Origin of the sequence: Paracoccus aerodenitrificans (assembly GCF_027913215.1) — a bacterium.
Lineage (GTDB): Bacteria > Pseudomonadota > Alphaproteobacteria > Rhodobacterales > Rhodobacteraceae > Paracoccus > Paracoccus aerodenitrificans.
In genome coordinates this window covers 2,312,887-2,326,017 of sequence record NZ_CP115784.1, presented here as the reverse complement: position 1 = coordinate 2,326,017, position 13,131 = coordinate 2,312,887, and the positions used below count along the sequence as shown (strand labels likewise).

The window sequence follows — 13,131 nt, the reverse complement described above, 5'->3', positions numbered from 1 at the left end:
TCGCGCCGCCTGATTGGGCGGCCGCCTATCTGCGCTCACATATGCTGTAATAGCACAGAAGCAGGATCGACCAGCACAGCAGCAGCGCAAGCGTCATTTTCGCAAGTAACACAGGCCGGTTGGGAAGTTGCGGCGATTCCGCAAGCCGGGGTTTGATATGGGCGGCAAGATAGCGCGACTGACGCTGTCCCTGTGCAAGCGCGGTCTCATATGAGGCATGCGCGGTGCGGTAATCCGTTTCGGCGAATTCCACATCGGCGGCGAGGCTTTCATATTCCGCAACCAGAGTCGCATAGCTTTCGCCATTCGGCCCGTTTCCCGGCGTGCCGAATTTCTGGCGCTCGGCGCTGATCTGAGCGCGGATCGCGTTTATTCGGCGCTGTCCCTGTATCATGCGGGCATCGCCCTCACGTGCGGTTTCGCGCAATGTCTCAAGTGCGACTATCGCTTCGACAAGCTGCCCCTGAAGCGCGTTCAGCACCTCCATCTGGCCCTCCAGATCGGCGGCGGGATCGACAATCTGTGTCCTGATCCTGAAAGCGGTCAGCTTCTGACGCGCCTCGGTCAGGCGGCGCTGTGCCTTGCTCAGTTCCTGTTGCGCGAAGCGGGTGGCGTCGTCGCGGGCGATGTCGGACAGCCGGTTGATCGTGCGGCTGCTTTCCTCAAATGCGGCCTCTGCGATGGCAACGGCATCTTCCGGGATGAAGGCCATGACACGAAGCGTGATCAGCCGGGTTGTAGAATCGTAATCGACCCTGACCTGTCTGCGCCAGTATCGCGTCAACTGCTCCAGAGTGCCGTCGGGATCATAGGTGAAGACGGGATCAGTGTGCCGCCCGCGGGAATAGATTGTGCCAAGATCAAGCCTGTCGTCGATTGTCGCCACGATGTCCTGACTGCGCAGGAAATCGTACAGAATATCGGGGTCCTTGGCGCTTGTGCTGCTTGTCAGCTCGGTCAGCCCGCCAAGCAGATCGAGCGTCGGATTGGTTTCCTCCTTGCGGACCGAGAAGGCAATGGTCGAGACATATTGCGGTTGCGCATACCGCCAGAGATACCAGCCCCAGACCCCGCTTGGTGCAATTACGAACAGCAGGAACGACAAAAGAATCCAGCCCCGCAGGATAAGACCTGCGGGGCTGGAGCGGTCAGTGGCGTTTTGTGGTGCCGTTGCGGTGGCCATCTGCCTTCACATGGAGAATCGTGGCTTTGCATCTTTATACATCCAAGGGTTGAATAATCTACATATAAACACCCTGAAGATGTGGTTCGTTTCTCCTTACGAAAACCGCCGAAGTCTCAGCGCATTCGTCACCACGAAGACCGATGACATCGCCATCGCGGCGGCGGCGAGCATAGGGGAAAGCTGCGGTCCTCCGAACGGCACCAGAAGCCCCATCGCAACCGGGATCAGCAGGGCATTATAGGCGAAGGCCCAGAACAGGTTCTGGCGGATATTCCGCATGACCGAGCGCGACAGGCGCACCGCAAGCGGCACCGCTGAGGGATCGGGCTGCATCAGGACCACCTCTGCTGCTTCTATCGCGACATCGGTGCCGCTGCCCATTGCGATGCCGGTATCGGCACCGGCAAGTGCGGGGGCGTCATTGATCCCGTCTCCGACGAAAACGGTATCGTCACCCAGACCGGCCAGCGTTTCCAGCTTCGCTTCCGGCGTCACACCACCGCGTACAAGGTCGATGCCAAGCGATTTGCCCACAGCATCCGCAGCTTCCTGAACATCCCCCGAAATCAGCGCCGTTTTCAGCCCGAGATCATGTAGTTCACGGATGGCCTCACCCGATTTTTCGCGCGGCGGATCGGCGATTGCGATTGCCGCGACATGGGTGCCGTCGATCGCGACATGGACGGGGGTTTGCCCCTGAGACGCAGCGCGGTTCGCGAAATTCAGCAGGGATTCATCCGGTGCGATGGCAGCGTTCCGAATCGCGGCCAGATTTCCGGCAAGAACCTTCCGTCCGTCTGCGATACCAGACACGCCATATCCGGGAAGCGCATTCACCTCCGAGGATGCTGCCGGGCTTATGCCCTCTGCCTCGGCTCCGGCGATGATGGCGAGGGCGAGCGGGTGATCCGATCCTGCCTCGATCCCGGCGGCAAGCCGGATGATGTCATCGCGCCCGGTTCCGGCGGTTTCGATCCCGACAATGGATGGCTTGCCCTGTGTCAGCGTGCCGGTCTTGTCGAAGGCGACGATTCGCGATGAGGCAAGACGCTGCAACGCATCCCCGCGCCGGAACAGAATGCCAAGCTGAGCGCCACGGCCCGTCCCGACCAGGATCGACACGGGAATAGCCAGCCCCATCGCGCATGGGCAGGCGATAATCAGCACAGATATCGCCGCGACCACCGCATAGGGCAGGGCGGGGGCTGGTCCGAAGATGAGCCATAGCAGGAAGGCAAGCACCGACAGTGCCATCACCACCGGAACGAAGACCAGCGTCACCTTGTCGACCAGAGCCTGAACCGGCAGCTTGCCCGCCTGAGCCTGCTCGACCATGCGCACAATCCCGGACAGTCGCGTATCGGCGCCTGTAGCGGTGACCCGGAAGCGCAGCAGCGAATTGCCGTTGATCGTGCCTCCGGTCAGAGTGTCGCCCGGCGCTTTTGCGGCGGGCAGGGGCTCTCCGGTCAGCATGGATTCATCGACATTGCCGCTGCCCTCGATGATTTCGCCATCGACGGCGATGCGTTCGCCGGGACGCAGACGGATGATGTCTCCGGGCCGGATCTGCTCGACCGGCAGGTCAGAGACCGCGCCATCGCGCTCGACCTGAGCGGTGTCGGGCGCCAGTTCCATCAGCCGCCTTATTGCCTGACCGGCCTCGCCCTTGGCTCGGGCCTCAAGCCAGCGGCCAAGCAGGATCAGCGTCACGATGACGGCGGCGCTCTCATAATAGACATGCGCGGCCCCCTCGGGCAGCAGAGCCGAGGCGAAAGTGGCAACAGCCGAATAAAGAAATGCGGCAGAGGCCCCAAGAACGACCAGACTGTTCATATCCGGAGCACCCCGCAGCAGGGCAGGGACGCCGTGGCGGAAGAAAACCCGCCCCGGACCTGCCAGAACGATGACGGTCAGAACGAACTCGGCGATCCACAGAGCCTGCGTCGGAATGGTGTTTTGCACCCAGTGATGGAAGGCTGGGAAAACATGCCCGCCCATCTCGACGATGAAGATCGGAAGGGTCAGGGCAAGCGCCGTCAGAAAGGCGCGGTGCAGGGCGGCCGCGTCATCTCCGGGCGCTGCGGTCGGGATCTGCCCGTCCGCAGGCGTGGCTTTGTATCCGGCATTTGTGACGGCCTCGGCGATGGCCGCTGGCTCAAGCCCGACATGGCTGACGGTCGCGCTGCCGGTCGCCAGATTGACCTGTGCCGCGGTAACTCCGGGCAGGGCCAGCAGGCTGCGCTCGACCCGTCCGACGCATGACGCGCAGGTCATATCGGCGATGTTCAGCGTTGCCTGTTGTGCGGTGGCGGGATAACCGGCGCGTTCAAGCGCCTCGGTCGCCTGCGTAAGGGTTTCGGGACCGGCGATTTTCAGCCGGGCGCGTCCTGTCGCCAGATTGACCTGCGGATCGGAGACGCCGGGAACGGCGGCAAGCGCACGCTCGGCACGACCCACGCAAGAGGCGCAGCTTAAACCGCTGAGCGTCAGCTCGACATCGCGGTGTTTTTCAGCAAGTGATGACATTTTCCTGTCCTGTTCTGAATCCAGATGAAGAGATTTCAGAGATCAGGACAGGCGGAGCCTGCGGCGACAGGGGTCTTTCGGCAGGTGCGATCACCGGCACCCAGCAATGCTGCGCATTCCGCGCCGGAAGGCCCGGACGCGCATTCAGCGCGACGACCCGACCGATATTCCGGCGGCGTGAGGCGAAATGACAACGGCAGCACGATCCACCGCGCCCGCGGCACAGATGTGCCGGGCGTATGGGCGTTCTTGTCGCCCCTGGCCGGTGAATATGATCGCTGCGTTGTGTCATAGCTGCAAAGATGTGTCCGCAACCTCGCCACGTCAAGGGCAGTCAAGGCCAAGGAATGACGGCGCGGGATTGAGTTACCTCGCCTGAGCCTGTAGATCAGGGAAAACGAGCACAAGCAGGATGGTATTTTCATGAACCGCCGTCAGATGATCGCGCTTTCGCTGCCGCTGATTGCCGCACCGTCTCTGGTACTGGCGCAGGCTCAGCAGAGCCAGCAGCAGGCAGATCCGTATCAACCGACCGAAGTGCCGATCCGTGAGGGTTTCGAGGTCGGCTCTATCGTCGTGGTTTCGGATGAGTTCTTTCTGTACCACGTCATCGCGCCTGGCCGGGCGATCCGCTATGGCGTTGCCGTCGGTACGGCAGAGCTGGTCTGGAAAGGCAAGGCCCGCATCGGTCGTAAGGTCGAATGGCCAAGCTGGACCCCGACACAGGCGATGATCAAGCGCTCGCCGGAACAATATGCGCAATACGCCAATGGCATGCCCGGCGGTCCGGAAAACCCGTTGGGAGCCCGTGCGCTGTATCTCTATGACGCGAATGGCAATGACACCGCGATCCGGATTCACGGCACCACCCAGCCGGGTTCGATCGGTCGCGCCGTATCGAACGGATGTATCCGCATGCGGAACCCTGCCGTCATGTCCCTGTTCGAGCAGGTGCCGATTGGCACTCCGGTCTACGTTTACTGATACCGGCTTCTGGATGTGAATATTCCGGCTGAAATCCGGCTCGATGCGGTGAATGTCGCATCGGGCCTTTTTGATGACATTATCGATGTCCGCTCACCTGCGGAATTCGCCGAGGATCACCTGCCCGGAGCGATCAACCTTCCTGTGCTCAGCGATGACGAACGTGCGCAGGTCGGCACGATCTACAAGCAGGTCTCGCCCTTCTATGCCCGCAAAACAGGCGCGGCATTGGTCGCGGCGAATGCTGCGCGTCATATCGCCGGACCGCTGAAAGATCGCGATGGCGGCTGGCGGCCTCTGGTCTATTGCTGGCGCGGCGGGCAGCGTTCAGGTGCGCTGGCGACGATCCTTGGGCAGGTCGGCTGGCGTGTGGGGCGGGTCTCGGGTGGTTATAAATCATGGCGCAGGCTTGTCGTGCGGCGGGTGCAGGAGCTTGGGTTTCCTGCGCGGGTCATCGTGCTGGACGGCAATACCGGCAGCGCCAAGACCGAGATTCTTCTGAAACTTGTCGGACGGGGCCATCAGGTGATCGACCTCGAAGGACTTGCCAATCACCGTGGTAGCCTGTTCGGCTCGGTCGGAGAACAGCCCGGCCAGAAGATGTTCGAAGGACGCCTTGCCTCGCAGATAGAGGCATTGGACCCCGAAAGGCCGGTCTTCGTCGAGGCGGAAAGTTCTCGCATCGGCAGCGTAACCTTGCCGAAAGCCGTCTGGTCGGACATCTGCGCCGCGCCCCGGATCGCCTTGCGGGTGCCGGTTCAGGCGCGTGCGGCCTATTCCTCACGGCATTATCAGGATGTGACTGCCGATCCGCAGCGTCTGAGCGAGATTCTGGACCGGCTTCGTCCGCTACACGCGGCGGGGCGGATCGCGGAATGGGTGCAATTCGCGGAAGCGCGGAACTGGCCCGAGCTTGCCGAGGCGCTGATGCGCGAACATTACGATCCCCGTTATGAAAAACACCGCGCCCGCTATGCGGCGCAAGAGCGGGCGGTGATCGGTCTGGACAGTCTGCGGGATCTGGATGAGGCAGCCGGCAGGGTCGAGCAGGCAGCGGCAGCGCTACCTGAGAATTCTGACGGCGGGCCTACCCTCCAAGCATGATGCCGATCACAACGCTCATCAGCCCGAGGACGGATGCGATCAGTGCTGCCATATTCACCATGACCACGCGCTGCATCCTGTCGCGAAACGCGGCCTCGTCCAGTCCTGTGCGTTTGCCGCTGTAAACCGTCCAGATACACCAGATGATCCCGGCCAATCCGGCTGCCGTCAGCACCGCTCCACCCCAGATCAGAACGTCGAATACACTCATCAGATCCCCTTTTTCCAGCTGCATGTAGCGCCGATTGCAGAACCCGGCAAGACGCCGTATGTCTGCCGCCCATATCAACCGGGGGACCAAATGCAGGACGATCAGTCATATAATGTGGCTGCGGATGAGCTGCGCCAGTTCATTGAGCAGTACGAACAGCTTGAGGCCGAAAAGAAGGACGTCACCGAGCGCCAGAAAGAGATCATGGCCGAGGCGAAGGCGCGTGGTTATGACACGAAGGTGATGAAGAAAGTCATCGCCTTGCGCAAGCGCGACCGCGACGATGTGGCCGAGGAAGAGGCCATTCTGGATATGTACAAGGCTGCGCTTGGAATGGCGTAAGCCGACAGATTGCCTGACCGGCCCAAGATTTTTCGGGTCGGTCTCGGGGTTTATTTTTATCCGGACCCGAACCCACATGTAGCGAGGCCGGAATAGCCGTGGCCCGGGCCAATCGGAAACCGCGCATCTCAACCTGAACAAAACCTCGATCACAGGACAGGCATCGCTGCCCGAGATATCTGTTAGGGATCCTGTCACCAGCGGCCAGTCAGATGCCCATGCTCGCCGCAGCGATTGTGGCTGTTACCCTCTCGATGCGGGCCTTCCTGCCTCTGCAAACCTCCCTCCTGCCGGACGGAAAGCAGGGCGTCTTTATGGTGATGCGCCTTTCGGTCAGGCAGAGATGAACTCGACTCCCGGCAGGGCGGCGATTTCCGCCAGGTCATGCGCATAGCTTTCGCTGAGTTCATCAATCAGCGGTTGGGACCAGCCCGGAAGCGCCACGATTTCCTCGAAGGCCGAAGGTGCCGCGGCCAGCAGCGCCTCTTCGGTCAGATTGCGCCTTGTGCTGATGCTGTCATCTTCGGCTTCTGCGAGACGCTGCTGAAACTGCTTGAACGCCTCGGGACCCAAAATCTCGGCCAGCAGATCCAGCTCACCCTTCAGTTCGGCCTTGTCATCGATATCGACCATCCGGTGAAGCACTTCGGGCATGATGAAAGGCAGGTCTTCCTGCGCGAAAACGACGATGTCACGATCCGGAACCAATTGGAGGATATTGCGGATCGCGGGCGACCAGCTCAAAGCTGCCGGATCGACGCCCCCCATAACTGTTTCATAATTACCGTTACTCATCTTCACGATTTCGAGAACCAGCTTCGCGGGATGCATCACCGTGACGACGAACTCGACCACATTATCGGGAAACAGGTTCGATAATCCGCTCATACGGCCCGGCGCTCTGGGATAAAGCCCTGTCGGTGAAATGGCTCGTTGAGGCATGCCGAGAAAGCTAGACTGGCTGAGGATGATCCTGTTGCTGCTGTCATTATCCAGAAGAGCATCCAGCAGCATTTCCTGCACATCCGCCGGTGCAGCCCCGCCATTCAGCGCCTTCATGGTTTCGCCAAAAACACCCTTGTAACGACCCGGAGCCGGGATTTCGACGCCATGCTCCCACAGCTCTTCGCGGTTGCGCATCAGGGTTCGGGCAATGCGCTCATGGTCGGTTCCATGTGCGCCGACGTGGTAAACGATCTGCATAATCCCTATCAATCCGGCTCATCCGGCGCCCAGACTAGCGCCAGTTCCGGTCGGCGAAAACCACTTTCCCGTATCGTGCTTGATAACCGGATAAACTGGCGTTATTCGGCGGTATCGGGAAAATCCCTGATGGGCCGGCATAGCTCAGCTGGTAGAGCAGCTGATTTGTAATCAGAAGGTCGCGGGTTCGATTCCTGCTGCCGGCACCATTGAAATCGTCCTGTTGGCGGGATCGTCCGGATCTCAGTCAATGCCGGTTTCCGGAAGTGCTCAGACGGATCTTAGGATTCCACCTTTCCCGGCACAAAGGACCTGCCAGCTCACACTAATTCTGCCAGACCTCCAGCTCAGGCAGATCCGTCAGGCCCGCGCCAATGGCCTGCATCGCGGCCAGAGAGATCTGGCTGCCCGAGCCGCCTCCCGACAAAGGTCGCAACTCAACATTCGCGCTCTGGCTGTTTTCGGTGTTCACCACACGCCCCTGTGCTGTTGCGCTGACAAGAGGAGTCTTCAGCCAGAAGCCGCTTTCGGTCACGTCGCCAAGCGATGCGACTGTGGTTCCCAGCCTGCCGCCTCCGGTTGCTGGCGCGGCGGCTGCGGCTTTTTCTTCCGCGGTCGTCGTATCAAGTGACTCGGCGCTTTGGCCCGGAGCCTGCAGGACCGCTGCGGCAGACTGGCTAGCCGCTGGTGTGACGCTTTCACCGGGCGCACTTGCCTGAGTTGTTGCCGGCTGCTGAACTGCGGCTTCGGGCCGCGACGTGGTGCTGTCGCCGTTCATTCCACATGCTGCCAGACTCAGCGGACCCAGCAGGAATCCGGTTGCGGCAAGGTTTCGGATCATCTCGTGCTCCTCGTCAGCTTGCCGGAAAGCTAGCCTTGCCGGTGGATCAGCGCAATGGCCCTGCTTGCGGGAACGCGGTCAGAGGCTTATCTGTTTGATTATGGAGCAACAGGTACCGCTGATCGACCCTTTCGCGCGTCCGATTACCTATCTTCGGGTATCGGTAACGGATCGTTGCGATTTTCGCTGTACATATTGCATGGCCGAACACATGCAGTTTCTGCCCAAGCGGGACTTGCTTTCGCTGGAGGAACTCGATCGCCTGTCCTCGGCCTTTATCGGGCTTGGCGTCAGGAAGCTGCGCATCACCGGGGGGGAGCCTCTGGTACGGCGGGATATCATGTCCTTTTTGCGGTCCGTATCGCGTCATCTCGGCGACGGGCTGGATGAGCTGACCCTGACCACCAATGGCAGCCAGCTTGGGCGCTTCGCCGATGAGCTTGCCGATATTGGTGTCAGGCGGGTCAATGTCTCGCTGGACACGCTCGATCCCGGAAAATTCGCGGAGATCACGCGTTGGGGGCGGCTGCCGCAGGTGTTCGACGGTATCGCTGCGGCGAAAGCGGCGGGGCTGCGGATCAAGATCAATGCCGTGGCGCTCAAAGGGTTTAACGAAGACGAGCTTTTCTCGCTGACGGAATGGTGCGCGAATGAGGGCCATGACCTGACCTTCATCGAGGTCATGCCGATGGGTGAGCTGGGAAGCGAAGACCGTCTGGATCAGTACTGGCCGCTGTCGGATCTGCGTGCGCGTCTGTCAGAGCGTCTGACGCTGATCGATCTGGCCGAGCGGACCGGCGGACCCGCCCGCTATGTCCGGGTGAACGAGACAGGGCAGAAGATCGGGTTCATCACGCCGCTGACGCATAATTTCTGCGAAAGCTGCAACCGCGTCCGCGTTACCTGTACCGGAGAGCTTTTCATGTGCCTCGGACAAGAGGACCGCGCCGATCTTCGCGCTCCGCTTCGGGCTTCGGACGACGATGCGCTGCTGATCGGGGCGATCTGCAGCGCGATCTCGCGAAAGCCGAAAGGGCATGATTTCGATTATTCGCGTCAGAAAGTGGCGGGACAGGTCAGCCGTCACATGAGCCATACTGGCGGCTGAACCCCGTCCCGGCGGATCAGACCGGCATACGGGCTTCGGCCATACCGGCCAGCCAGCTTGCGCCAAAGGGGATCGCATCGTCCGAAAAGCGGTATTTCGGATGATGCAGCATATCCCCGTCGCCATTCCCCAGAAAGATATACGCGCCGGGACGGGTATTCAGCATGAAGCTGAAATCCTCGGCAGTCATCATCGGGGCGAAGTCGGTATCGACCTTGCCGGAGATGTTCCGGGCGACGTCGGCGGCATACCCCGTCTGATCGGCATGATTCGTGGTGACAGGATAACCCCGGCGATATTCCAGCTTTGCCGTTGCACCGAAGGCCGACGCCGTGTTTTCGACAACGCGCCGGATGGCCTCTTCCTGCATGTCCCGGATCTCGGGGACGAGACTGCGTGCCGTGCCTCTGATGAGGACCTTCTGCGGGATAACGTTATGCGCGTCCGTATCCGTTTCCAGCGAGCAGCATGACACCACCCCGCTTTTCAGCGGATCGACATTGCGCGAGACGACGGATTGCAGTGCAACCACGATCTGAGACGCGACGAGCAGCGTATCGATGCAGTCATTCGGCTTCGCGGCATGTCCGCCCTTGCCCTCGATGATGATCTCGAACTCATCCGCTGCCGCCATGATGCCGCCTTCGCGGATCGCGAATTCTCCGACGGGTATCCCCGGCATGTTATGCAGCGCATAGAATTCCTGAATGTTCCAGCGATCTATCAGCCCGTCCTCGATCATGGCGCGGGCACCTGCGCCGCCTTCCTCTGCGGGCTGGAAAATGACGATGGCGGTGCCGTCGAAATTGCGGGTCTCCGCCAGATATTGCGTCGCGCCCAGCAGCATGGCGGTGTGGCCGTCATGACCGCAGGCATGCATCTTGCCGGGCGTGGTCGAGGCATATTCCAGCCCGGTTTGCTCAATGATGGGCAGGGCGTCCATATCGGCGCGAAGGCCGATGACGCGCCCGCTGCTGTCCGAGCGCCCCCTTATGACGCCGACAACACCGGTCCGCCCGATCCCTTCCGTGACCTCATCGACGCCAAAGCTGCGCAGCAGTTCCGCTACGCGCCCGGCAGTGCGGTGGACCTCATATTGCAGCTCGGGGTGAGCGTGAAAATCATGTCGCCATTCGATGATTTCCGGCAGAAGTTCGGCAAAACGGTTCTTGACTGGCATGGGCTCTCCTCTGGGGCGGAAACGGGGTCTATATCGGCGACATATATACCTGTCCCGGCCCACGGAACAGCATGTCGCACTGCAAATCTGACTGCGCTCCTGTCCGCCACCGAAGCCGCGCAGAGGCATACGCGCATCGACGCGGACCGAACGGATGGGAACTAGCTTTCCGTCAGCCCCAGATCGGCCATGACGCGTTGGCGGATCAGCCCGGAATCGCGGTCATTGATCCCCAGCAAGCCCGATACCAGCCGGACCAACGATTCCTCATCCGCGGATCGCCTGCCATCTGCATAGGCAACTTCCCAGAGTGCCTCCAAAATGGCGGAGCGATCCTCAAGCGCAATGCGGTCCTTGATGAGCCGCGTGAAGCGAACCGTATCCGGGGCCTCGGCCTCGATCATCTCGGCTGCGGCGCGGCGTTCTGCAGCCTCGACCGCATCGAGTCCGCGCCGACGCGCAAGAATGCGATCAATGCGCACCTCTTCCTCTTTCGTGTAACGGTCATCCGCCCGCGCCACGCGCACCAGAAGCGCGGCAAGTGCCACCTCGGCATCCTGCCCTTGCAGCGGAGAAGAGGGTGCGTCGTCGCTGAAAAGACGCGACATGAGATTACGGAACATGTTCAAAGAATAAGCCTCAGCGGAAAAAGAGCAAGTAGCCGCGTATGCTATGGCAATAAACGAGCTGTTCCAAGTGGATAAGCAAAGGCGAGTTGTCCTTAGTATTTCTGTGGAACATACAGATCCCGAGGCAGTATGTCGCGTTCGTAATCCGGGTTAAATACGCGGTCCGGCAGTGAGATATCTTCATGCGGCACTTCGGTGTACGGCATAAGAGACAGCAGATGCGCAATACAATTCAGCCGGGCGCGTTTTTTATCGTTGCCGGGCACGATATACCAGGGTGCCTCGGGAATATTCGTGCGTTCGAACATTTCTTCCTTGGCTTTGGTATAGGCTTCCCAACGGATTCGGGATTGCAGGTCCATCGGAGACAGCTTCCATTGCTTCATCGGATCGTGGATCCGCATGAGGAAGCGCATCTGTTGTTCTTCATCGGTGATCGAGAACCAGTATTTGACCAGCCTGATGCCCGAGCGGACGAGCATACGTTCGAATTCCGGCACGTCGTCGAAGAATTGCTGCACCTGTTCTTCGGTGGCAAACCCCATCACGCGTTCGACTCCGGCGCGGTTATACCAGCTTCGGTCGAACAGCACGATTTCGCCGCCAGCGGGCAGATGCGGCACATATCTCTGGAAATACCATTGGGTCTTTTCCCGGTCCGAGGGGGCGGGAAGGGCAACCACGCGGGCGACGCGGGGGTTCAGTCGCTGGGTCATCCGCTTGATCGCGCCGCCCTTACCGGCGGAATCGCGGCCTTCGAAGATCACAACGACCTTTTCCTTATAGTGACTGACCCAATCCTGAAGCTTGATCAGTTCGGACTGAAGGCGCAGCAATTCCTGAAAATACTGCTTGCGGTCCATCTGTTCGGGATGGGTGTCCCGGTAGATCTGCTTGATTTCCTGGCTGAGAACGGCGTCTTCAAGCTCAAGCTCGTAATCCTCATCCAGCGTGTCCTGCAGTTCGGCTTCCAGCCAATCTTGCGGTGCGTCGTTCATGCATACCTCCGGTTCAACATCTGGGATATAAGCGGGAATTGTGACGGTTTTGTAGGGGAGAGCGGCAGGGCGAGTGATCATGTGGCGTGCCGCGCCGGTAAACGAATAAAAATCCGCAATCCATCCGGCATCACAGCCCGGCTGGCACAAAAAAGACCCCTGACGGGGCCTTTTCTGTCACCGGGATCAGCAGGATCAGATAATGGTCGCCTCGGTCGCGGCGCGGAGTTCGTCCTCGGTCACGCCATCGGCAGTCTCGACGATCTTCAGCCCGCCCTCGACGACGTCCAGGACACCCAGATTGGTGATGATCCGGTCCACCACCGCCTTGCCGGTCAGTGGCAGGGTGCATTCCTTCAGCAGTTTCGACTCACCATGCTTGTTCTGGTGGTCCATCACCACGATGACGCGACCGACACCGGCCACAAGATCCATCGCGCCGCCCATCCCCTTGACCAGCTTCTTCGGGATCATCCAGTTCGCCAGATCGCCGTTTTCCGCGACCTCCATCGCGCCCAGAATCGCCGCCGCGATCTTGCCGCCGCGGATCATGCCGAAGCTGGTCGCGCTGTCGAAATAAGAGGTCCGGTCAAGCTCGGTGATGGTCTGCTTGCCGGCATTGATCAGATCGGGATCTTCCTCGCCCTCGAAGGGGAAAGGACCCATGCCGAGCATGCCGTTTTCGGATTGTAGCGTGATATCCTTGTCGCCGACATAATTCGCCACCAGCGTCGGGATGCCGATGCCGAGATTGACATACATGCCGTCCTCAAGCTCCTGAGCGGCGCGTTCGGCCATTTGATTGCGGTCCCATGCCAT

At 60.4% G+C, this 13,131-nt stretch carries 13 protein-coding genes and 1 tRNA gene; 5 read left to right on the top strand and 9 right to left on the bottom strand.

The features are described 5' to 3' along the window. Positions 1 to 25 precede the first annotated feature (25 nt). Positions 26 to 1,183 (bottom strand): KpsE/RkpR family capsule polysaccharide export protein, encoded by a 1,158-nt coding sequence (locus PAE61_RS12805; protein WP_271112766.1) that lies wholly within the window; start codon positions 1,181 to 1,183, stop codon positions 26 to 28. Positions 1,184 to 1,279: 96 nt separating this feature from the next. Then, positions 1,280 to 3,712 (bottom strand): heavy metal translocating P-type ATPase, encoded by a 2,433-nt coding sequence (locus PAE61_RS12800; RefSeq protein ID WP_271112765.1) that lies wholly within the window; start codon positions 3,710 to 3,712, stop codon positions 1,280 to 1,282. A 423-nt stretch (positions 3,713 to 4,135) separates the two neighbouring features. On the opposite strand from PAE61_RS12800, the gene PAE61_RS12795 reads away from it, so the two are divergent. Next, positions 4,136 to 4,696: a L,D-transpeptidase gene (locus tag PAE61_RS12795; protein WP_271112764.1), complete on the top strand. Its 561-nt coding sequence runs from the start codon at positions 4,136 to 4,138 to the stop codon at positions 4,694 to 4,696. A gap of 15 nt (positions 4,697 to 4,711) precedes the next feature. Next, a complete protein-coding gene (gene mnmH, locus PAE61_RS12790) occupies positions 4,712 to 5,800 on the top strand; it encodes a tRNA 2-selenouridine(34) synthase MnmH (RefSeq protein WP_271112763.1) in 1,089 nt (362 codons plus the stop codon). Here the strand turns inward: mnmH and PAE61_RS12785 are convergent. Further along, positions 5,784 to 6,011, bottom strand: a complete 228-nt coding sequence (locus tag PAE61_RS12785) for a hypothetical protein (RefSeq protein ID WP_271112762.1) — start codon at positions 6,009 to 6,011, stop codon at positions 5,784 to 5,786. The two genes, mnmH and PAE61_RS12785, sit on opposite strands and share 17 nt — an antisense overlap. Before the next feature lie 90 nt (positions 6,012 to 6,101). On the opposite strand from PAE61_RS12785, the gene PAE61_RS12780 reads away from it, so the two are divergent. Then, the gene (locus PAE61_RS12780; protein ID WP_271112761.1) at positions 6,102 to 6,353 is read left to right on the top strand and encodes a DUF2312 domain-containing protein; all 252 of its coding nucleotides are present in this window, start codon (positions 6,102 to 6,104) and stop codon (positions 6,351 to 6,353) included. Between the two features lie 333 nt (positions 6,354 to 6,686). Here PAE61_RS12780 and PAE61_RS12775 read toward each other — a convergent pair whose 3' ends face one another. Further along, positions 6,687 to 7,556 carry a hypothetical protein gene (locus PAE61_RS12775; protein ID WP_271112760.1) on the bottom strand — a complete coding sequence of 290 codons (870 nt, stop codon included), beginning with the start codon at positions 7,554 to 7,556 and terminating at the stop codon, positions 6,687 to 6,689. Positions 7,557 to 7,689: 133 nt separating this feature from the next. Here PAE61_RS12775 and PAE61_RS12770 point away from each other — a divergent pair. Beyond that, positions 7,690 to 7,765, top strand: a tRNA-Thr gene (locus PAE61_RS12770). Positions 7,766 to 7,881: 116 nt separating this feature from the next. Here PAE61_RS12770 and PAE61_RS12765 read toward each other — a convergent pair. Beyond that, entirely contained in the window at positions 7,882 to 8,397 is a 516-nt protein-coding gene (locus PAE61_RS12765) for a hypothetical protein (RefSeq protein ID WP_271112759.1), read from the bottom strand. A 100-nt stretch (positions 8,398 to 8,497) separates the two neighbouring features. On the opposite strand from PAE61_RS12765, the gene moaA reads away from it, so the two are divergent. Continuing rightward, entirely contained in the window at positions 8,498 to 9,505 is a 1,008-nt protein-coding gene (moaA, locus tag PAE61_RS12760; RefSeq protein WP_271115154.1) for a GTP 3',8-cyclase MoaA, read from the top strand. Between the two features lie 16 nt (positions 9,506 to 9,521). Here moaA and PAE61_RS12755 read toward each other — a convergent pair whose 3' ends face one another. The 4 genes from PAE61_RS12755 to PAE61_RS12740 form a co-directional block, all read right to left on the bottom strand. Beyond that, entirely contained in the window at positions 9,522 to 10,685 is a 1,164-nt protein-coding gene (locus PAE61_RS12755; RefSeq protein ID WP_271112758.1) for a M20 aminoacylase family protein, read from the bottom strand. A gap of 161 nt (positions 10,686 to 10,846) precedes the next feature. Then, positions 10,847 to 11,308 carry a tellurite resistance TerB family protein gene (locus PAE61_RS12750; RefSeq protein WP_271115153.1) on the bottom strand — a complete coding sequence of 154 codons (462 nt, stop codon included), beginning with the start codon at positions 11,306 to 11,308 and terminating at the stop codon, positions 10,847 to 10,849. Positions 11,309 to 11,406: 98 nt separating this feature from the next. Then, complete coding sequence (gene ppk2 / locus PAE61_RS12745; protein WP_271112757.1) at positions 11,407 to 12,312, bottom strand: polyphosphate kinase 2; 906 nt, start codon at positions 12,310 to 12,312, stop codon at positions 11,407 to 11,409. 195 nt (positions 12,313 to 12,507) lie between these two features. Further along, positions 12,508 to 13,131, bottom strand: a complete 624-nt coding sequence (locus tag PAE61_RS12740; protein WP_271112756.1) for a CoA transferase subunit B — start codon at positions 13,129 to 13,131, stop codon at positions 12,508 to 12,510.

Coding starts and splice junctions, on each gene's coding strand:
- PAE61_RS12805 (WP_271112766.1), bottom strand. CDS start 1,183: ATGGCCACCGCAACGGCACCACAAAACGCCACTGACCGCTCCAGCCCC.
- PAE61_RS12800 (WP_271112765.1), bottom strand. CDS start 3,712: ATGTCATCACTTGCTGAAAAACACCGCGATGTCGAGCTGACGCTCAGC.
- PAE61_RS12795 (WP_271112764.1), top strand. CDS start 4,136: ATGAACCGCCGTCAGATGATCGCGCTTTCGCTGCCGCTGATTGCCGCA.
- PAE61_RS12785 (WP_271112762.1), bottom strand. CDS start 6,011: ATGAGTGTATTCGACGTTCTGATCTGGGGTGGAGCGGTGCTGACGGCA.
- PAE61_RS12780 (WP_271112761.1), top strand. CDS start 6,102: ATGCAGGACGATCAGTCATATAATGTGGCTGCGGATGAGCTGCGCCAG.
- PAE61_RS12775 (WP_271112760.1), bottom strand. CDS start 7,556: ATGCAGATCGTTTACCACGTCGGCGCACATGGAACCGACCATGAGCGC.
- PAE61_RS12765 (WP_271112759.1), bottom strand. CDS start 8,397: ATGATCCGAAACCTTGCCGCAACCGGATTCCTGCTGGGTCCGCTGAGT.
- moaA (WP_271115154.1), top strand. CDS start 8,498: ATGGAGCAACAGGTACCGCTGATCGACCCTTTCGCGCGTCCGATTACC.
- PAE61_RS12755 (WP_271112758.1), bottom strand. CDS start 10,685: ATGCCAGTCAAGAACCGTTTTGCCGAACTTCTGCCGGAAATCATCGAA.
- PAE61_RS12750 (WP_271115153.1), bottom strand. CDS start 11,308: ATGTTCCGTAATCTCATGTCGCGTCTTTTCAGCGACGACGCACCCTCT.
- ppk2 (WP_271112757.1), bottom strand. CDS start 12,312: ATGAACGACGCACCGCAAGATTGGCTGGAAGCCGAACTGCAGGACACG.
- PAE61_RS12740 (WP_271112756.1), bottom strand. CDS start 13,131: ATGGCATGGGACCGCAATCAAATGGCCGAACGCGCCGCTCAGGAGCTT.